At 67.5% G+C, this 17,984-nt stretch carries 18 protein-coding genes; 11 read left to right on the top strand and 7 right to left on the bottom strand.

Translation table 11 applies throughout. The features are described from left to right. Positions 1-37 precede the first annotated feature (37 nt). The 7 genes from lysA to QM732_RS16105 all read left to right on the top strand — a co-directional run bounded on the left by lysA (position 38) and on the right by QM732_RS16105 (position 7,588). Entirely contained in the window at positions 38-1,273 is a 1,236-nt protein-coding gene (gene lysA / locus QM732_RS16135) for a diaminopimelate decarboxylase (protein ID WP_415657123.1), read from the top strand. Positions 1,274-1,314: 41 nt separating this feature from the next. Continuing rightward, positions 1,315-2,385 (top strand): Gfo/Idh/MocA family protein, encoded by a 1,071-nt coding sequence (locus QM732_RS16130; protein ID WP_415657122.1) that lies wholly within the window; start codon positions 1,315-1,317, stop codon positions 2,383-2,385. Next, the gene (locus QM732_RS16125) at positions 2,385-2,966 is read left to right on the top strand and encodes an acyltransferase (protein ID WP_415657121.1); all 582 of its coding nucleotides are present in this window, start codon (positions 2,385-2,387) and stop codon (positions 2,964-2,966) included. The genes QM732_RS16130 and QM732_RS16125 overlap by 1 nt, the downstream gene beginning before the upstream one ends. After that, positions 2,967-4,064 (top strand): DegT/DnrJ/EryC1/StrS family aminotransferase, encoded by a 1,098-nt coding sequence (locus QM732_RS16120; RefSeq protein ID WP_415657120.1) that lies wholly within the window; start codon positions 2,967-2,969, stop codon positions 4,062-4,064. A gap of 135 nt (positions 4,065-4,199) precedes the next feature. Then, entirely contained in the window at positions 4,200-4,763 is a 564-nt protein-coding gene (gene ahpC, locus QM732_RS16115) for an alkyl hydroperoxide reductase subunit C (RefSeq protein WP_415657119.1), read from the top strand. Between the two features lie 152 nt (positions 4,764-4,915). Then, positions 4,916-6,469: an alkyl hydroperoxide reductase subunit F gene (gene ahpF / locus QM732_RS16110; RefSeq protein WP_415657118.1), complete on the top strand. Its 1,554-nt coding sequence runs from the start codon at positions 4,916-4,918 to the stop codon at positions 6,467-6,469. Positions 6,470-6,541: 72 nt separating this feature from the next. Further along, positions 6,542-7,588: a hypothetical protein gene (locus QM732_RS16105; RefSeq protein WP_415657117.1), complete on the top strand. Its 1,047-nt coding sequence runs from the start codon at positions 6,542-6,544 to the stop codon at positions 7,586-7,588. 35 nt (positions 7,589-7,623) lie between these two features. Here QM732_RS16105 and QM732_RS16100 read toward each other — a convergent pair whose 3' ends face one another. Together QM732_RS16100 and rarD are read right to left on the bottom strand one after the other, a co-directional pair. After that, positions 7,624-7,866 (bottom strand): glutaredoxin domain-containing protein, encoded by a 243-nt coding sequence (locus QM732_RS16100; RefSeq protein ID WP_415657116.1) that lies wholly within the window; start codon positions 7,864-7,866, stop codon positions 7,624-7,626. Between the two features lie 19 nt (positions 7,867-7,885). Beyond that, on the bottom strand, positions 7,886-8,761 hold the full coding sequence (gene rarD / locus QM732_RS16095; RefSeq protein WP_415657115.1) for an EamA family transporter RarD: 876 nt from the start codon (positions 8,759-8,761) through the stop codon (positions 7,886-7,888). A gap of 86 nt (positions 8,762-8,847) precedes the next feature. Between rarD and QM732_RS16090 the strand changes: the two genes are divergently transcribed. Both QM732_RS16090 and QM732_RS16085 read left to right on the top strand, forming a co-directional pair. After that, the gene (locus QM732_RS16090; RefSeq protein WP_415657114.1) at positions 8,848-9,117 is read left to right on the top strand and encodes a MoaD/ThiS family protein; all 270 of its coding nucleotides are present in this window, start codon (positions 8,848-8,850) and stop codon (positions 9,115-9,117) included. Between the two features lie 3 nt (positions 9,118-9,120). Continuing rightward, a complete protein-coding gene (locus QM732_RS16085) occupies positions 9,121-10,191 on the top strand; it encodes a WD40/YVTN/BNR-like repeat-containing protein (protein ID WP_415657113.1) in 1,071 nt (356 codons plus the stop codon). Here the strand turns inward: QM732_RS16085 and QM732_RS16080 are convergent. Then, a complete protein-coding gene (locus QM732_RS16080) occupies positions 10,178-11,047 on the bottom strand; it encodes an ADP-polyphosphate phosphotransferase (RefSeq protein ID WP_415657112.1) in 870 nt (289 codons plus the stop codon). The genes QM732_RS16085 and QM732_RS16080 overlap by 14 nt on opposite strands. Before the next feature lie 157 nt (positions 11,048-11,204). Here QM732_RS16080 and QM732_RS16075 point away from each other — a divergent pair, with 157 nt between their 5' ends. Continuing rightward, positions 11,205-11,954 carry a substrate-binding periplasmic protein gene (locus tag QM732_RS16075; protein ID WP_415657111.1) on the top strand — a complete coding sequence of 250 codons (750 nt, stop codon included), beginning with the start codon at positions 11,205-11,207 and terminating at the stop codon, positions 11,952-11,954. A 95-nt stretch (positions 11,955-12,049) separates the two neighbouring features. Beyond that, entirely contained in the window at positions 12,050-13,516 is a 1,467-nt protein-coding gene (locus tag QM732_RS16070; protein ID WP_415657110.1) for a methyl-accepting chemotaxis protein, read from the top strand. On the opposite strand, the gene QM732_RS16065 is transcribed toward QM732_RS16070, so the two are convergent. The 4 genes from QM732_RS16065 to QM732_RS16050 all read right to left on the bottom strand — a co-directional run bounded on the left by QM732_RS16065 (position 13,488) and on the right by QM732_RS16050 (position 17,982). Then, entirely contained in the window at positions 13,488-14,195 is a 708-nt protein-coding gene (locus tag QM732_RS16065) for a pseudouridine synthase (RefSeq protein ID WP_415657109.1), read from the bottom strand. The two genes, QM732_RS16070 and QM732_RS16065, sit on opposite strands and share 29 nt — an antisense overlap. After that, complete coding sequence (locus QM732_RS16060) at positions 14,192-14,593, bottom strand: YchJ family protein (protein ID WP_415657108.1); 402 nt, start codon at positions 14,591-14,593, stop codon at positions 14,192-14,194. Before QM732_RS16060 ends, QM732_RS16065 begins: the two co-directional genes overlap by 4 nt. A 10-nt stretch (positions 14,594-14,603) precedes the next feature. Beyond that, positions 14,604-16,898 (bottom strand): putative bifunctional diguanylate cyclase/phosphodiesterase, encoded by a 2,295-nt coding sequence (locus tag QM732_RS16055; protein WP_415657107.1) that lies wholly within the window; start codon positions 16,896-16,898, stop codon positions 14,604-14,606. A gap of 145 nt (positions 16,899-17,043) precedes the next feature. Beyond that, positions 17,044-17,982, bottom strand: a complete 939-nt coding sequence (locus tag QM732_RS16050) for a bifunctional helix-turn-helix transcriptional regulator/GNAT family N-acetyltransferase (RefSeq protein WP_415657106.1) — start codon at positions 17,980-17,982, stop codon at positions 17,044-17,046. Between the last annotated feature and the right edge of the window lie 2 nt (positions 17,983-17,984).

Raw genomic sequence — 17,984 nt, 5'->3', positions numbered from 1 at the left:
TTTGATTGAATGGATGGCGCAGGGCATCCTGCAAGACATGACCAAGCCTCTGCCCATCGCCCTGACCCCCGCCCGCCTGAAGCGCCTCGCTGCCGAGCACGGCACGCCGCTGTGGGTCTATGACGCCGCGACCATCCGCGAGCGCGCCGCCTCGCTGAAGCGCTTCGATGTCGTGCGTTTCGCGCAGAAGGCCTGTTCCAACATCCACATCCTTCGGCTGCTGCGCACCGAAGGCGTCAAGGTCGACGCGGTGTCTCGTGGGGAGATCCTGCGCGCGCTGGCCGCTGGCTATGTGCCGGGAGGCGACGAGATCGTCTTCACGGCCGACCTGCTTGACCATGCGACGCTGTCCACGGTCGTCGAGTACCGGATCCCCGTCAATGCCGGCTCCGTCGACATGCTGGAGCAGCTTGGCATCGCCTCGCCGGGCCACCCGGTGTGGCTGCGCATCAATCCCGGCTTCGGCCATGGCCACAGCCACAAGACCAACACTGGTGGCGAGCACAGCAAGCACGGCATCTGGCATGCCGACCTGGGGGCAGCGCTCGCCGCCATCCGCCGTCATGGCCTGCACCTCGAAGGCCTGCACATGCACATCGGCTCCGGCGTCGACTATGGCCACCTTGCGCAGGTGGGTCAGGCCATGGTGGGGTTGGTGCGCGAGACCGTTGCAGCGGGGCATGACCTGCGTGCGATCTCGGCCGGCGGGGGCCTGTCCATTCCCTATCGCGAAGGGGATGCGCGCATCGACGTGGAGCACTACTTCGGCCTCTGGGACACCGCGCGCCGCGAGGCACAGGCCCTGGTTGGGCATGCTCTGACGCTGGAGCTTGAACCCGGCCGCTACCTCGTCGCCGAAAGCGCGGTGCTGCTGGCCGAGGTGAGGGCGGTGAAGAGCGCCGGTGCCAACCGCTTCGTTCTCGTGGACGCCGGCTTCAACGAGCTGATGCGCCCGGCGATGTATGGCGCCTTCCATGCTATGACGCTCATCGGCGCCACCGGCCCCGTGCAACCTACCGTCGTGGCTGGTCCGCTATGCGAGTCCGGCGACGTGTTCACCCAGGGGCCTGGTGGCGAGGTGCTGACGCGCGAGCTGGCGCCGGCGGCGGTGGGCGACCTGCTGGTCATCCACGATGCCGGGGCCTATGGCGCATCCATGTCCAGTAACTACAACAGCCGGCCGCTGGCGGCCGAGGTGCTGGTGGATGGCGACGCGACCCGGCTGATCCGCCGCCGTCAGACGGTGGAAGAGCTGCTGGCGCTGGAGACCTGAGCTCGCAGGACAATGCGGGTCTCCCGTCGCCCGCTTCGCCCATGCCGTCCAATCGTTCCCCCGTCACCGGCCGTCAGGTCCGCTTCGCGCTGATCGGCTGTGGCCGCATCGCGCAGAACCACATCCAGGCCGTCGAGCGCCACGCCGAGCGGGCAGCGCTGGTGGCCGTGTGCGACACCGACCCCGCCGCGCTGAAGGCTGCCGTGGCCAGGACTGGCGCGCCCGGTTTCGCGTCGCTGACCGAGTTGCTGGCGGCGCAGGCCGAGCTGCAGGCCGACTGCGTGGTGCTGACGACGCCCAGCGGCTTGCATCCGCGCCAGGCCATCGAGGCCGCCGCTGCTGGCGTGCACGTGATGACGGAGAAGCCCATGGCCACGCGCTGGCAGGATGGGTTGGCCATGGTCAAGGCCTGCGACGATGCCGGTGTGCGCCTCTTCGTCGTCAAGCAGAACCGCCGCAACCCGACGCTGCAGCTCTTGAAGCGCGCGGTCGCCGAGGGCCGCTTCGGCCGGCTCTACAACGTGGCCGTCAATGTGTTTTGGACCCGGCCGCAGAGCTATTACGACAGTGCCGCGTGGCGTGGCACGTGGGAATTCGACGGCGGCGCCTTCATGAACCAGGCCAGCCACTACATCGACCTGCTGGACTGGATCGTCGGGCCCGTTGAGAGCGTGATGGCCTACACCGGCACGCTGGCGCGCAACATCGAGGTCGAGGACAGCGGCGTGGCGGCGCTGAAATGGCGCAACGGTGCAATGGGCACAGTCAACGTCAGCATGCTGACCTACCCAAAGAACCTTGAAGGCTCCATCACGCTGCTGGGCGAGAAGGGCTCGGTACGTGTGGCCGGCCTGGCCGTCAACGAGATCCAGCACTGGGAGTTTGATACGGGGCACGAGATGGACGCCCTCATCAAGGACGCCAGCTACCAGACCACCTCCGTCTACGGCTTCGGTCATCCGCTCTACTACGACAACGTCATCAGGACGCTGCGCGGCGAGGCCCAGCCCGAGACCGACGGCCGTGAGGGCCTGAAGTCCCTCGAACTGCTGATCGCGATGTACATGAGCGCCCGGGACGGCCGCCGCGTCAACCTGCCGCTGAGCTACTGATGGCCATCACTATCCATCCCAGCGCCATCGTCGACGAGGGTGCGCAGCTCGGCGACGGCTGCCGTGTCTGGCACTTCGTGCACATCAGCGCGGGCGCGCGCATCGGCGAGCGCTGCTCCTTTGGCCAGAACGTCTATGTCGGCAACGACGTCGTCATCGGCGACAACGTCAAGATCCAGAACAACGTCTCCGTCTACGACGCCGTGTCGCTGGAGGACGACGTCTTCTGCGGCCCCAGCATGGTGTTCACCAACGTCTACAACCCGCGCTCGGCCGTTGCGCGCAAGGACGAGTACCGCCGCACGCTGGTGAAGCAGGGAGCAACGCTGGGCGCCAATTCAACGATAGTTTGCGGCACCACCATCGGCCGCCATGCCTTCATCGGTGCCGGCGCCGTCGTCAATCGCGATGTGCCCGACTTCGCGCTGCTGGTGGGTGTGCCGGCCCGCCAGATCGGCTGGATGAGCCGCTTCGGCGAGCGCCTGGAGCTACCCGTGGCCAGTGCCGAACCTGTCGAGGCCGTTTGCCCCCACACGGGGGATCGCTACCGCCTGCACGGCGACCAACTCGAGCTGATCTGAATGGATTTCATTGACCTCAAGAGCCAGTACGCGGCACTGCGCGACAACATCAATGCCCGTATCCAGAAGGTGCTGGACCACGGCCAGTACATCCTTGGTCCAGAGGTCAGGGAGATGGAGGAGGCGCTGACTGCCTACACCGGCGCCACGCACTGCATCAGCGTGGCCAGCGGCACTGAGGCGCTCCTGATCTGCCTGATGGCGCTGGACCTGAGGCCCGGCGACGAGGTCATCACCAGTCCCTTCACCTTCGCGGCCACGGCTGAGATGATCGTGCTTGCCGGCGGCGTGCCGGTGTTCGTGGACATCGAGCCGGAAACGGCCAATCTCGATGCGGAGCTGATCGAGGCAGCCATCACGGCCCGCACCAGGGCCATCATGCCGGTCAGTCTCTATGGCCAGGTGGCGGACATGGACGCCATCAACGCCATTGCGGACCGGCATGGCCTGGCTGTCATCGAGGACGCCGCCCAGAGCTTCGGGGCCACGTACAAAGGCCGCAAGAGCTGCAATCTCTCCACCTTCGGCTGCACCAGCTTCTTCCCCAGCAAGCCGCTGGGCTGCTATGGCGATGGCGGTGCCATCTTCACCAGCGACGAAGTACTGGCCAAGGCCTGCCGCGAGATCCGGACCCACGGCCAGAGCCAGCGCTACCTGCACACGCGGCTGGGAGTGGGTGGGCGCATGGACACGCTGCAATGCGCCGTGGTGCTGGGCAAGCTGGACCGATTCGAGTGGGAGATCCGGCGGCGGCTGGCCTTGGGCGAGGCCTACAAGCGCAAGCTACGGGCAGCCGCGCCGGGCCTGCGGCTGCTTGACGTGAGGAGCGACCGCGACTGCGTGTGGGCGCAGTACACCGTGTTCGTGGACGGACGGGAAGCGGTGCAGGCGCGGCTGAAGCAGGCTGGCGTTCCAACGGCCGTGCACTATCCCCGGCCGCTGCACCACCAGCCGGCCTACGCGCACTACGCCGTGCCAGACGCCTGCCCGCACAGCATCGCAGCTGCCGCGCAGGTGCTGAGCCTGCCCATGAGTGCCGACCTCACCGAGGCCCAGCAGGACCAGGTCGTCGACGCCCTAGCTGCGGCCCTGGGCTGAGGCAGCCCCGGCGACGTCCGGGCCGATAGGCTGGCTCAATATCGCCCATTTGATTAATGTTTTCAACCGATTAATCGAGTTCGATATAGTCATGGCTATCCCATCAACCCCAGCCCCCACTGGAGCTTTCTCACCATGTCCCTGATCAACACCCAAGTCCAGCCCTTCAAGACCGAAGCCTTCCACAACGGCAAGTTCGTCACCGTCACCGAAGAATCCCTCAAGGGCAAGTGGTCCGTGCTGATCTTCATGCCGGCCGCCTTCACCTTCAACTGCCCCACCGAAGTCGAGGACGCGGCCGACAACTACGCCGAGTTCCAGAAGCTGGAGACCGAGGTCTACATCGTCACGACCGACACGCACTTCTCGCACAAGGTGTGGCATGAGACGTCGCCGGCCGTCGGCAAGGCCAAGTTCCCGCTGGTGGGTGACCCGACGCATACGCTGACCAACGCCTTTGGCGTGCACATTCCCGAGGAAGGCCTGGCGCTGCGCGGCACCTTCGTCATCAACCCCGAGGGTGTCATCAAGACGGCCGAAGTGCACTCCAACGAGATCGCCCGCGACGTCAAGGAAACGCTGCGCAAGCTGAAGGCCGCCCAGTACACCGCCAAGAACCCCGGCCAGGTCTGCCCGGCCAAGTGGAACGAAGGCGCCAAGACCATCGCTCCGTCGCTGGACCTGGTCGGCAAGATCTAAGCCGCCGCATGCTGTTCGCAAGGAGCCCGGGAGGGCTCCTTCCCTCCGCAGAATCGCACAGGTTCTGCTGAAAGGGCCTCCTCGTCGCCTCTGACCTGGGGACCCTTTCAGCAGTGGCCCGCCACGCCACGCCTCACTGAAAGGAAGTCACCATGTTGGACACCGCGCTGAAGACCCAGCTCCAGGGTTACCTGGACCACGTCAAGCTCCCCTTCGAAATCGTTGCCTCGCTGGACAACTCCGCGTCCAGTGGCGAGATGCGCGAACTGCTGGAAGAGATCGCCGGCATGTGCGACAAGATCTCGCTGCGCACCGATGGTGTCGACGCCCGTACGCCTTCCTTCCTGCTGCGCCGCACGGGCACCGAGCAGAGCCTGCGCTTCGCTGCCATCCCGCTGGGCCATGAGTTCACATCGTTGGTGCTGGCGCTGCTGTGGACGGGCGGTCATCCCCCGAAGATCGAGGCCGCCCAGATCGATGCCGTGAAGGCGCTCGACGGCGATTTCGACTTCGAGATCTACATGAGCCTGACCTGCCACAACTGCCCGGACGTGGTGCAGGCGCTGTCGCTGATGTCCATCGTCAACCCGCGCATCCGCACGACGGTCATCGATGGCGGCCTGTTCCAGGGAGAAGTCGAGTCGCGCGAGATCATGGCCGTGCCGGCCGTGTGGCTCAACGGCCAGCCCTTCGCCTCTGGCCGCATGTCGCTCGAGGAGATCGTTGCCAAGCTCGACACCGGCTCGGCAGCGCGTGACGCCAAGAAGCTGGACGCCGAGGCCCCCTACGACATGCTCATCATCGGCGGCGGCCCTGCTGGCGCTGCAGCGGCCGTGTACGCGGCGCGCAAGGGCATACGCACGGGTGTCGCGGCAGAGCGCTTTGGTGGCCAGGTCAACGACACGCTGGGCATCGAGAACTACATCTCCGTCTCCGTGACCGACGGTCCCAAGTTCGCCGCTGCTTTGGAAGGCCATGTCAAGGACTACCAGGTCGACATTCACAACCTGCAGCGAGCCGAGAAGCTGACGCCAGCGGCCCAGCCTGGCGGCCTCATCGAGGTGGAGTTGGCCAACGGAGCCAAGCTCAAGGGCAAGACCGTCATCCTGTCCACGGGCGCGCGCTGGCGCAATGTGGGCGTGCCGGGCGAAGCCGAGTACAAGAACAAGGGCGTAGCCTATTGCCCGCACTGCGACGGCCCGCTGTTCAAGGGCAAGCCGGTCGCGGTCATCGGCGGCGGCAACTCTGGCGTCGAGGCGGCCATCGATCTGGCCGGTATCGTCAGGCACGTGACGTTGATTGAGTTCGGCGCCGAGCTGCGCGCCGATGCCGTGCTGGTCACCAAGCTCAGGAGCCTGCCCAACGTCACCATCCTCACCAATGCGCAGACCACCGAGTTCACTGGCAAGAACGGCAAGCTCGACGGCCTGAACTACATCGACCGCGTGTCGGGCGAAGGCCGGCGAGTCGATGTGGATGGCTGCTTCGTGCAGATCGGCCTGGTGCCCAACACCGAATGGCTGCGCGGCACGGTGGAGCTGAGCAAGCACGGCGAGATCATCGTGGACACCAAGGGAGCCACGTCGGTGCCCGGCGTGTTCGCCGCGGGCGATGTGACGACCGTGCCATTCAAGCAGATCATCATTGCGGCCGGCGACGGTGCGAAGGCGGCTCTGGGCGCGTTCGACTTCCTGATGCGCAGCTGATGCGCTCGCGCTAACGCCGTAGCCGCCTACACTGCCTCTCAGCGACCGGAAAGCGGCGCGCGGGGAGGCCAGATGAAGCTCGCATTGCTGATCGCACAGCTGGTGCTGTACAGCCTGCTGCTGGGGATCTTGGTCGTGATGTTCCTGCGCGAGCGTCGCGCGAAGAAGCTGCAGAACGCGCTGTTGAACGAACTGCAGCCGGGCTTCGCGCCGCAGCAGCGCTGGTTTCGTGTCAATCTGGCGCGCCTGCCCTTCTTCTCGCGACGGATGCGCTTATTCGGCTTCGAGGCCAAAGGGCTGCTGATTGACCAAGGTGAGGTGCTGAGGGTTGTGGCAGTGCGCCCCGACGGAGAGCGTCTGGAACGCGTAGTGCCCAAGGCGCCGGCATCCGTGCGCTGGCGGGGCAACACGGGCTTGCGCTCGGCCAACCTGCATTGGCTGGAACTGGGCGCGGGACCCGACGCGATCATGGTCGCGGCAGACACAGGGATGAACGCTTCCGCCTCGCGCGAGGCGACGGCGGACCTTCTGCGCGCACTGTTGCCGCGGCAACCGCTCGAGGCTTCGGCCCTTGACGATTTCGCGTTTGAGAAGCATCCCACGGCGCTTGCCGTCGTCGTGGCGGCGTTGGCACTGCTTGTCGGCGCACTCACCGATATCGCCATCACTGAGCATCAATTGCTCCGGCCGCGCAGCCTGCATCTGGTCGGCATGCTGACGGCGCCACTGGGACTGCTGCTTTATCCCGTGCTGGTGCGGCGCAAGGTGCCGGCCAGAGAGTCGTTGGCGCTCAGCGTGCTGGGAGTGGTGGCCCTGGGCATCGCCCTTCCCGGTATCGCCATGCGGGCTGACCAGTGGTTGTCCCGCGGTCCCGCGCCAACACCCTACCGGTTGGTCAGCGGTGCGCAGCTCCAGCCCGTGGAGCCTGGCCCGCCGGCAGTGACTCTGAATCAGGTGCGCGAGTACTGGAGCCAGTTCGAGCCCGGCTCCATCCACGATCTGGACATCGTGCACGGCCCTCTGGGCGTCTGGCAGCTGGATCGCAGCCGCCTCAATGTGGCCACCCGGGACTGGTATCGCCGCCGGGACGCTGCGGCGGCATCAGCGCCGGGCAGTTGAGTGAAACCCCAGGCAGCAGTGCAGCAGCGCGGGCTTCACAGCTTCAGCTGCGTAAACGCCGCCTGCAACCCGGCCACGCCGCCCACGCGCTGGTCGTTGATGAAGACCTGGGGCATCTGCCGCACGCTGGGGCCGCACTTCTCGTAGAAGGCCAGGCGCTGGGCCTCGTCGTCGATCTTGATTTCATCGAAGCTCAGGCCTTTGGCCTTGAGCAGGCTCTTGACGGTATCGCACTGGGGGCAGGCGGACTTGGAATAAACGACGATGTTGAGCTGCATGGTCGGAGTTTAGAAGGGGTCAGAGCGGCTTGACGGTCAGCGCGCGGCGGGCCTGCCAAAGGCCCTCTGCACTGTAGGCGGCCAACGCGCCCCAGATGAAGCCGAAGGCGACAAGGCGGCTAGCGTCCATTGGCTCCTTGAACAGGAACACGCCCAGCAGGAACTGCAGCGTCGGTGATGCGTACTGCACGATGCCCAGCGTCGCCAGCGGGATTCGCCGCGCGCCGGCAGCGAACAGCAGCAGGCTGCCGGCAGTGACGGGGCCGGTGCCGATCAGCCAGGCCCAGTCCGCTGCTGTCTGCCCGGCCATGCTGCCATCCTGGCTCCACCAGAGCAGCCCACCCGCGGCCAGCGGTGCGAGGATCAGCGTTTCCAGCGTCAACCCTTCGATGGCGCCGAGCGCGGCGGTCTTGCGCATCAAGCCGTACAGGCCGAAGCTCACCGCCAGCACCAAGGCCACCCATGGCAGGCGGCCGGCCGCCACCGTCAGCCAGACGACGCCGAAGGCCGCCAGCCCGACAGCCATCCACTGCATTGGCCGGGGGCGCTCGTGCAGCACCGCAAAGCCCAGCGCCACGTTGACCAGCGGATTGATGAAATAGCCCAGGCTGGCGTCCAGCACGTGGCCGTGGCCCACGGCCCAGACATAGGTCAGCCAGTTGACCGCGATCAGCGCGGCGGATAGCCCGAAGCGGCGCCATGTCGCGGCACTCACGTCGCGCAACCACTTCAGATGACCCGTCGCCAGCAGCACGACGGCGACGAAGACCAGCGACCACAGCGTGCGGTGGGCGACGATTTGCAGCGCCGGGATGGTGGCGATCTGGCGGAAGTAAAGCGGGAACAGTCCCCAGCTCAGATAGGCGCCGAGGGCAAAGAGGATGCCGGAGTTCATGTCCCGCATTGTCGTTAAGGGTTACTCCGGGTGCTGTCGTAGGGGCGTCCTCGTCGAATGACCCCAGGCTCGTTCGTCGTCCTTCCATGGCCCTTGTCGAATTCACCCCCCAGCTGTGTCGTTTCGTCGATGCGCCGTCCTGCCGGTGTGAGGCCTACACGCTCCGCGAGGCGTTGGAAGCCGCTTTTGCTGCCCAGCCGCGTTTGCGCGGCTACATCCTCGACGAGCAGGGCCATCTGCGTGTCAACGTGGCTGTCTTCATTGACGGCCGGCGGGCACGCGACCCGCGTGGCCTGAGCGACCCTTTGCGGTCCGACAGCCGCATCCATGTCCTGCAAGCTTTGTCCGGAGGTTGAACCATGAATGACCGCGCCTGGGCCGCAACCCGAAAGGGACTGTTCGAGCTGCGCCGCCGTACGGGTGGCTGGCAGATCGAGAACGTCAGCTTCCTGGCCGATCCCGTCACCATGCTGCTGCCGCCCGACGACTCGGGATACATGCTTGCGGGCCTCAACCTTGGCCACTTCGGGGCCAAGCTGCATGCCAGCGACGACGCCGGCCGCAACTGGCGTGAGGTGACGGCACCCAGCTTCCCGCCGCAGCCGCCCGAGTCGGAAGGGCCGGCGTGGAAGCTGGATCAGGTGTTCGCGCTGGAGCGCTCCGCAGACGCCATCTGGTGCGGCAGCGTGCCGGGCGGGCTGTTCGTCAGCCGCGACCGGGGCGAGTCCTGGCAACTGGACGAGACGCTCTGGCAGGACCCGCGCCGCGTGCAATGGATGGGCGGCGGAAACCCTGCGCCTGCGCTGCATTCCATCTGCCCCCATCCCGTCAGGCCGGACGAGCTGCTCATCGGCGTCTCCTGCGGTGGCGCCTGGCGCACCACCGACGGTGGCCAGACCTGGGGCCTGCGCGCCAAGGGCATGCGCGCAGACTTCATGCCGCCTGAGCTGGCGGGTGATGAGAACTCGCAGGATCCCCATCTGATCGCCCGCTGCCGCGATGTCCCGGACGTGCTCTGGTGCCAGCACCACTGTGGCATCTTCCGCTCCGAGGACAACGGCGCCACCTGGGTCGAGGCCCACGCCCAGCCCTCGAGCTTCGGGTTTGCGGTTGCAGCCCATCCTGCCGACCCGCAGACGGCGTGGTTCGTTCCAGCCGTCAAGGATGAGCGGCGCGTCCCTGTCGACGGCGCCCTGTGCGTGACCCGCACCCGCGATGGCGGGCAGACCTTCGACGTGCTGCGGGCGGGACTGCCGCAGCAGCATTGCTACGACTTGGTCTTCCGCCATGCCCTGGCAGTGGACGACCGCGGCGAGCAACTGGTGATGGGCTCGACGACCGGCGGCCTCTGGACCAGCGGCGACGCGGGTGACAGCTGGCAGACCGTCTCGGCCCACTTGCCACCCATCTACGCCGTCAAGTTCGGCTGAGCTTCTTGCGTATTGCCGCCAGTTCAGGCGCGCTGCAGCCCGGCTCGGGGTAGCGCATCTTCAGCGCGCCCAGGGTTTCCAGGATGACCTGCGAAACGATGAGCCGCGCGTTGCGCTTGTCGTCTGCGGGTACGACGTGCCAGGGTGAATGTTCACTGCTGGTGGCGCCCAGCATCTCGCCGTAGGCCTTCATGTAGTCGGGCCAGTGCTCGCGCTCGCTGAGGTCGTCGGCGGTGAACTTCCAGTTCTTGGCCGGATCGTCCAGCCGCGCGAGGAAGCGCTGGCGCTGCTCCTCCTTGGACAGGTGCAGGAAGAACTTCACCACGCGGGTACCGTTCAGGTGCAGGTGCCGCTCCAGGCCGTTGATGGATTCGAAGCGTTCCGGCCAGATCTTCGGCGCCCGCGCGGCTTCCTTGGGCAGCGATTGGGCCGCCAGGATCTCGGGATGCACGCGCACGATCAGCACCTCCTCGTAGTAAGAACGGTTGAAGATGCCTATGCGCCCGCGCTCGGGCAAGCACTGCGTCGTGCGCCACAGGAAGTCGTGGTCCAGCTCCTGGGCGCTCGGATGCTTGAAGCTGAACACCTGGCAGCCCTGCGGGTTCACGCCCGACATCACGTGCTTGATGACGCCGTCCTTGCCTGCCGCATCCATGGCCTGGAAGATCAGCAGCAGGGCATAGCGATTGTGGGCGTACAGCAGGTTCTGCAGCTCGCTGAGACGCCCGATGTGGCCAGCAAGCTGGGCTTCGTAGTCGGCCTTATCGCTGTATAGCGGCGCGACGGCCGTGGGCCATTGCTTGAGTTTGACCTTCTGGCCCGGCGTCACCCGGTAGGGTTGGCTATCGATCTTCATCGTGGGACTCTCCCGTGGCTGATCACGCGCAGCCTAGCGTCATCGGGCGACCGACCTTGTCGGACCAGGCCTCGGGCTATCCTCAGCCGGTCGCCGTCCAGCCCCGTCGACCGCCCCCATATGTCGCGGGCGCCACGATGCGGATTGGATGACAGGAATGCTCCGACGATTGCTGCCCGCGCTGATGCTGTTCGTGCCGCTGCTGGCCCAGGCGGCCTGTACACGGACGTTGCGCGTGCCGTACGAGGACTGGCGGCCGTATTCCTTCATGGCTGATGGCCGGCACACGGGCCTGGAGACCGAGCTGTTGGCCGCCGTCGCCCGGGAAGCGGGTTGCCGCGTGACGTACGTGCGCGAGGTGCCGCGCAACCGCCGCCTGCCCATGCTGCTTGCCGGTGAACTGGACCTGCTCGTCGCCGCGACGCCCAACCGCGCCGATGCCGCCTGGTACACACGGCCCTACCGGGACGAGGTGCTGGGTGTCTTCATGCGCGCCGAGGAGGCTCGCCTGGACGTGCGTTCGCTGGATGAGTTGCTGCGCGCCAGGCGGCGCCTGGTCACGCATCGCGGGCCGGCCAGCGTACCCATCATCAACGACTTCGCAGCGCGCGGCCTGCTGACCTGGTTCGAGGAGTACGGTAGGGGCGTGCAGCTCATGCAGCGGGGGCGCGGCGACGTGCTGCTGGGCGACAGCGTCGCCATTGTCTTCGCTGCGCGCGCCGTCGACATGCCTCTCATCGAGCTGCCCATCACGCTGCTGCGCGATCCTGTGACCTACAAGCTCAGCCGCAGGTCCCTGACCGAGGCCGACCTGCGCGCCTTCAACCGCGCCATCCAGCGCCTGGAAGCCAGCGGCGAGCTGCAGAGCATTCGTGCGCGCTGGCTGGGCGTGGCACCGAAGCGCTGAGTTGGCAACTGCGGCCGTCGGGCCGGTCTGCCGCCCGTTGCCTCGCCGTGCACAGGACCTAGCGTCGTCGGGACAGCTACAACAAGGAGACAGCCATGCGATCGGGATCCCTGCAAGCCACCTGGAGCCAGGCCGGGCCTAGCGTCGACCGCCACCAAAGCTCGCGGCAGGAATCCTGGCGCGAGGCGGATCGGCTCATGCTCGCCTGCATGGGTCTGTACGCTGCCCTCGCCTTGGGCCTGGGGTGGTACTTCGACGGTTTCGGCCTGGCACTTGTGGCGAGCGTGGTGTTGTTTGGCGTCGCCTGCGTCGCACATCTGGCTGCCGGCGGCACGGCGTTGGCGGCGCAGACCATGGCTATGGCGGCGATGGGCATGGTGGCCCTGCACATCCAGCTGGCTCGGGGCATGATCGAGTTCCACTTCGGCGTCTTTGTCACGCTGGCCTTCCTGCTCGCCTATCGGCACTGGGCGCCAGTGCTGACGGGGGCGGTGGTCATCGCCGTGCATCACGTGCTGTTCGACCGCCTGCAGGCCGCTGGCGTGGGCGTGTATTGCCTGACCGACCCCGGCTTCCCACGCGTCCTGGTGCATGCCGGCTACGTTGTGGCGCAGACCGGTTTCGAGGTGCTGATCGCCGTGCAGATGTATCGGCGGGCGACCGAGCAGGCGGCCCTGGTGCGTATGGTCGAACACCTGACGGCCCACGAGCGCATCAACCTTGATACCCAGCACACCAGCGACACGAAGGGTGCGGCCGGACTGCTGCGCGGTGCGGTGGAGCGCATCCACGGCGTCGTGCGCCAGGTGCAGGCCGCAGCCAGGAGCATCGATGGTGCTAGCGCCGAGATCGCCGCCGGCAACCAGGATCTTTCCGTGCGGACGGAGCAGACGGCAGCCAGCCTGCAGGCCACTGCCTCCTCGATGGATACGCTGACCAGGGCCCTGGGCCAGACTGCTGATTCCGCCCACCGCGCCCACGCCCTGGCCAGCGACGCGGCGGGGTCCGCCTCGCGCGGCTCCGGAGTGGTGCAGCAGGTGGTCGCGACGATGGATGCCATCAACGCGGCTGCCGCGCGCATCGCGGACATCACCGGCCTGATCGACTCCATCGCCTTCCAGACCAACATCTTGGCGTTGAACGCCGCCGTCGAGGCGGCGCGAGCCGGCGAGCAGGGCAAGGGTTTTGCTGTCGTGGCTTCCGAGGTGCGCGACTTGGCGCAGCGTTCGGCCGCAGCGGCGCGCGATATCAAGGGGTTGATCGCGGCATCCGGCGAGCAGGTGGCGGCCGGTTCTGGCCTCGTGGGCCAGGCCGGCGATGCGATGCGAGAAATCGAGGGCGCAGCGCAGCAGGTTGCTGAGTTGATCGGCGAAATCGCGCGCTCGGCGGGGGAGCAAAGCGAAGGTATAGGCCGTGTCAACCAGACCGTGGGCCAGCTCGATCAGGTGACCCAGCAGAATGCCGCCCTGGTCGAGCAGTCTGCAGCTGCGGCAGAGAGCCTGCGCGACCAGGCCCAGCGGCTGGCCGACGAGGTCAGCGTGTTCCGGACGCGGGCGGACTGAGCGCCCACGCTGCGCCCGGCGGCGCCTCCAGCGCCAAGCTCGTGCCCAATAGCGGGTGCTCGAATGCCAGCCGGTGGGCATGCAGCCAAAGTCGCTGCGTGCCAAGGAAAGCCGCCACGGCGCGGTTCAGCGGACCCTTGCCATGCGTCGCATCACCGAGGATGGGATGGGCAATGTGCTTGAGGTGTCGGCGGATCTGGTGACGGCGCCCCTGCAGCGGCTCGGCCTCCAGCAGCGCGACACGGGTCGTCGCGTGGCGCGGGTCGGTAGCGATCGGCCACTCGAGGCGCTCCAGCACGCGCCAGTGCGTCTGTGCCTCCAGCAGCGGCTGGCCGGTCGATGGCAGCTCGGGGTCGCGGGCGAGTGGATGGTCGATGAGGCCCTGTTCGTCGCCAGGCCAGCCGCGCACCAGCGCCAGGTATCGTTTGTGCATCTGCCCCTGCTCGAACATCGCGCCCAGCAGCGAAGCCACCTCCGGCGACAGCGCGAACAGCAGCACACCGGAGGTGCCGCGATCCAGCCGGTGCACGGGCCAGACCGGCCGGCGGAGCTGGTCACGAAGCCGCTGCAGCGCCGCCTCGTCCTCGTGAGCCGCGAGCTGGGTTCGATGCACGAGCAGCCCCGGCGGCTTGTCGATGGCGACGAGGTGCTCGTCCTCGTGAAGCAGGGACAGAGTCAATTGTTCAGGTCACCGTCGACGTAGAACCACTCGCCGTTCTCGCGCACGAAGCGGCTGACCTCATGCAGCCGGTGCGCCCGACCGCCGAGTTTGCTGCGCGCGACGAATTCCACCGTGCCGTGGTCCGCGTCCTGCAGGGCGGCGCGCCTGACGTCCAGCCCCAGCCACTTCAGGCCGGGCTCGGGCGGCTCCAGTTCGGTGGGGCGTGTGCTGACATGCCAGCTGGCGAGCAGGTAGGGGCGCTGGTCCCGCACGAAGGCCGAGTAGCGCGAGCGCATCAGGGCCTCTGGCGTGGGCGCCGCCAGGCCCCGGCCGGCGTCGAAGGCGCGGTGCAGTGCGCCGCAGCAGCGGTCGTAGGAGGCGGGGTGGCCGCAGGGGCAGGGCATGGAGCTGTCCATGCCCGGCACTCTAGCCGTTCGGCTTGCGCGAACGGCCATCAGGGAAGGCCTCGACCAGTTCAACCAGCGGCAACGGCCGCCCCAGCAGCCACCCCTGACCATAGCCGCAGCCGCAGTCCTTCAACACTTCCAGCTGTGCCGGACTCTCGATGCCCTCGGCGATGACCTCAAGCTGCAGATGACGGCCAAGGTCGACGATGGTCCGTGCGATGGCGCGATCGCGCTCGCCGGTGGGTAGGTCGTGCACGAAGCTGCGGTCAATCTTCAGCGAGGTGATGGGCAGGCTCTTCAGCATGGCCAGCGAGGAGTGACCCATGCCGAAGTCGTCCAGAGAGATCTCGAAGCCGATCTCGCGCAGCTGGTGCATGACGCGGCGGACCTGCTCGGGCTGGCGCATCAGCATGCCCTCGGTGAGCTCCAGAACGACCTGCGAAGGCGGCACCGTCAGCCCAGCTGACATGGCCTGGATCATGCCGGGTAGTTCGCTGCTTGTGAACTCGGACGCGGCCATGTTGACGTGGACCTTGAGCCGCTGCAGCGCGCCGCCCTTCAGCGAGGCCAGGTCGCGCAGGGCCTGGCCCAGTACCCAGCGGCCGATATCGACGATGAGGTCGCTCTGCTCGGCGATGGGAATGAAGATGTCGGGCGGCACGCTGCTGCCGTCGGGTTTGGTCCAGCGCAGCAGGGCCTCCGCGCCGTGCAGTGCGCCCGAGGCGATGTCGACGATCGGCTGATAGACCAGGCGCAGCTGCTGCGTCTGCAACGCTTCGTGCAGCTCGGTCTCGATGGCCAGGCGCCGGGCCAGCCGGGTGCGCTGCTGGGCCAGGGTGTCAGGGCTGCTGGTCGAGAAGACGTTGCTTCCGTTGCGGCCGTTCTGCTTCACGCGGTACATGGCCGCGTCGGCGCTACGCAGCAGCTCGGGCCCGGTCTGACCGTTGTCAGGGAAGCGGCTGACGCCGATGCTGGCCGACACGGTCAGTGCTACGCCCTCGTAGGCGAACGGCCGGGTCGCGGCGGCGAGGATGGCGTCGACGAGGGCTGCCAGTGCCTGTCCGTCACCGCTGTCGGGCACCAGCACGGCGAACTCGTCACCGCCCAGGCGGCCGACTCGAGCTGGTGGCGGTGCCAGATCGCGCAGCCGTCGGGCGAACTCTTGCAGCAGTGCGTTACCGGCCTCGTGGCCGAAGGCGTCGTTGATCGGCTTGAAGCGATCCAGGTCGATGAACATCAGCGCGAAGCGCCGGCCCAGCCGGTGGCTCTGCGCGCAGTGGCGGTTGAGCTGGACGTAGAAATGCGAGCGGTTGTCCAGCTCGGTCATCTCGTCGACCTGGGCCAGGCGATGGATGACGGCCTCGGTCTCCAGCCTCTGGGCGGTCTGTGCAATCAGCGCGCCGATGGTCGCTGACACCTTGGGCAACTGGGCCTCGGGTTGGCGGGCCAGGCTGCTGTAGAACTCCAGCACGCCGGGGCGATGGTGCTCACCGTTGTCCGACACGTAAGTGACCGGGAAGACATAGCCTGACCACAGTCCGCAGGCCTGCGCGCCACCTCGACGCAAGAAGCGCGGGTCGGTGCTCATGTCCTCGACCCATTCGGCCTGGCCCGTGGCCCAGACACGGCCGACCAGGCCCTCGCCCGGCGCCATGCTCAGCGCCGCGCTGACGGTGCTGAAGGCGTCGAGCTCACTGTCCGGCGCGTGCCAGGACTGCCTGCAGCGTAGCTGCCCGCCAGCGTCGTCGCCGGCTTCCATGCGCCAGTAGGCCCCCCACTCCCAGCCAAGGTTGCTGCAGATGAGCTGGATGACGTTGGTGATCGCGTCCTCCAGCGTGTGGGTGCCGATCAGGTACTCGGTCAGCGCATAGCCCAGGCGCTCGCGCACGGCCGCGTGGGTGAGGGCTGTGACGTCCTGCAGCAGGCCGTGGCGCCAGCAAGGCCGCGCGGGGTCGGGCGGCAGCGGCGTCACGCGCAGCCAGCGCATGCCGCGGGCGAGGCCGATGACTCTGACGTCCAGCGGTTGCGGTGCCTGTGTGCCGCTCCACAGCCTGGTCAGCGCCGGCAGGTCGTCGTCCACCACATGGCTGAAGCAGGCGTCGAGGTTGGCGCTCGTGGTGCCGGGCACCTCAAGGTACTCGGCGGCGACTGGGGACAGCAGGCTCAGCCCGGTCTGTGGGTCGTGCCACCACTGGCCGAAACCAGCGGCGCGCTCGAGCTCCGGATGGCGGGCGGCCCCATCGACAGCACGCAGCCGCCGTGCGCCGGGAGGGGCGGAAACGGTCTGCGCGCTGGCGTCCGGAAGGCTTGTCATGCGCGGGGGCGGCGCAATTCGCATGCCAGCGGGAAGGTGCCTCGGGACGAGAAGCACGTCACGGCCGGGCGGGACCATCGTTGGCCGCCAGCCCCGCATGGGTGCGGAGGGAAGGCTCGATGCACGGCAATGGTGCGGCGGCTGCCTAGAGCTTCAGTTCCCAGCGCTCGCTGACGACCGCCTGGCCGAAGCTCTTGACAGCCTCGCTGCTGACGAGCCGATAGCCCTCGGCTGCGTAGATGGCCCGTGCAGAGGTCAGTGCGTTCTGCGTCCACAGCACGATGCGCCGGTAGCCGGCTGCGCGCGAGAAATCGGTGCATTGGCGCACCAGGCGTTTGCCCACACCCAGGCCGCGGGCATGAGGCTGCAGCAGCAGCAGACGGAGCTGCGCGACGCCAGGGTGCGCGTGGCCACTGGCCTCGTCGCGGGCCTGCACGAGCATGACGCTGCCCAGCCGCTCCGGGCCGCGCGCGGCAATCCAGCAGGACTCGCGTCCAGGCTTGAAGCGGTCGACGAAGTCCGCGCAGATACGGGCCACCAGAGCCTCGAAGCGAGCGTCCAAGCCGTACTCGGCCGCGTAGACGGCGCCGTGGCGCTCGATGATCCAGCCCAGGTCGCCGGGTTGCTGAGGGCGCAGTTCGACGGGCGACTGCACATCGGGCTCAAGCAGCGCCTGGATGCTCGACATCGCGCCGACCAGCGCCTCGCGCTGCGGGGCGGATAGCGGCGCGAGCAACGCCTCCGTCTCGGCCTGGCTGTCGCGGTCCAGCGGCGCGAAGGCCTTCTTGCCAGCGGGGTTGAGCTTGAGCAGGGTCTGGCGACCATCGCTCGGGTGCGCCTGCCCGGCCAGCAGGCCGCGGGCCTTGAGGCTGCGCAGCAGGCGACTCAGATAGCCGGCGTCGAGCTGCAGGCGCTTGCTGAGTGCCGCTGCGCTCAGTGGTGCGTGATGGGCCAGCTCCCACAGCACGCGCGCCTCGGGCAGGCTGAAGTCGCTGCCCGACAGCGTGGGTGCGAGCACGCCGATGCGACGCGTGTAGAAACGGTTGAAGGCACGAACGTCTTGTGCAAGGGCTGAGGTGTTCATGC

The organism is Roseateles sp. (assembly GCF_047654805.1).
GTDB lineage: Bacteria > Pseudomonadota > Gammaproteobacteria > Burkholderiales > Burkholderiaceae_C > Pelomonas.
Note: the sequence above shows the minus strand (reverse complement) of the source record. Positions and strands in the feature narration are given on the sequence as shown.

What these genes read in the sequence shown, in the direction of transcription:
- lysA (WP_415657123.1), top strand. Translation starts at nt 38, where the DNA reads ATGACCAAGCCTCTGCCCATCGCCCTGACCCCCGCCCGCCTGAAGCGC.
- QM732_RS16130 (WP_415657122.1), top strand. Translation starts at nt 1,315, where the DNA reads ATGCCGTCCAATCGTTCCCCCGTCACCGGCCGTCAGGTCCGCTTCGCG.
- QM732_RS16125 (WP_415657121.1), top strand. Translation starts at nt 2,385, where the DNA reads ATGGCCATCACTATCCATCCCAGCGCCATCGTCGACGAGGGTGCGCAG.
- QM732_RS16120 (WP_415657120.1), top strand. Translation starts at nt 2,967, where the DNA reads ATGGATTTCATTGACCTCAAGAGCCAGTACGCGGCACTGCGCGACAAC.
- ahpC (WP_415657119.1), top strand. Translation starts at nt 4,200, where the DNA reads ATGTCCCTGATCAACACCCAAGTCCAGCCCTTCAAGACCGAAGCCTTC.
- ahpF (WP_415657118.1), top strand. Translation starts at nt 4,916, where the DNA reads ATGTTGGACACCGCGCTGAAGACCCAGCTCCAGGGTTACCTGGACCAC.
- QM732_RS16105 (WP_415657117.1), top strand. Translation starts at nt 6,542, where the DNA reads ATGAAGCTCGCATTGCTGATCGCACAGCTGGTGCTGTACAGCCTGCTG.
- QM732_RS16100 (WP_415657116.1), bottom strand. Translation starts at nt 7,866, where the DNA reads ATGCAGCTCAACATCGTCGTTTATTCCAAGTCCGCCTGCCCCCAGTGC.
- rarD (WP_415657115.1), bottom strand. Translation starts at nt 8,761, where the DNA reads ATGAACTCCGGCATCCTCTTTGCCCTCGGCGCCTATCTGAGCTGGGGA.
- QM732_RS16090 (WP_415657114.1), top strand. Translation starts at nt 8,848, where the DNA reads ATGGCCCTTGTCGAATTCACCCCCCAGCTGTGTCGTTTCGTCGATGCG.
- QM732_RS16085 (WP_415657113.1), top strand. Translation starts at nt 9,121, where the DNA reads ATGAATGACCGCGCCTGGGCCGCAACCCGAAAGGGACTGTTCGAGCTG.
- QM732_RS16080 (WP_415657112.1), bottom strand. Translation starts at nt 11,047, where the DNA reads ATGAAGATCGATAGCCAACCCTACCGGGTGACGCCGGGCCAGAAGGTC.
- QM732_RS16075 (WP_415657111.1), top strand. Translation starts at nt 11,205, where the DNA reads ATGCTCCGACGATTGCTGCCCGCGCTGATGCTGTTCGTGCCGCTGCTG.
- QM732_RS16070 (WP_415657110.1), top strand. Translation starts at nt 12,050, where the DNA reads ATGCGATCGGGATCCCTGCAAGCCACCTGGAGCCAGGCCGGGCCTAGC.
- QM732_RS16060 (WP_415657108.1), bottom strand. Translation starts at nt 14,593, where the DNA reads ATGGACAGCTCCATGCCCTGCCCCTGCGGCCACCCCGCCTCCTACGAC.
- QM732_RS16055 (WP_415657107.1), bottom strand. Translation starts at nt 16,898, where the DNA reads ATGACAAGCCTTCCGGACGCCAGCGCGCAGACCGTTTCCGCCCCTCCC.
- QM732_RS16050 (WP_415657106.1), bottom strand. Translation starts at nt 17,982, where the DNA reads ATGAACACCTCAGCCCTTGCACAAGACGTTCGTGCCTTCAACCGTTTC.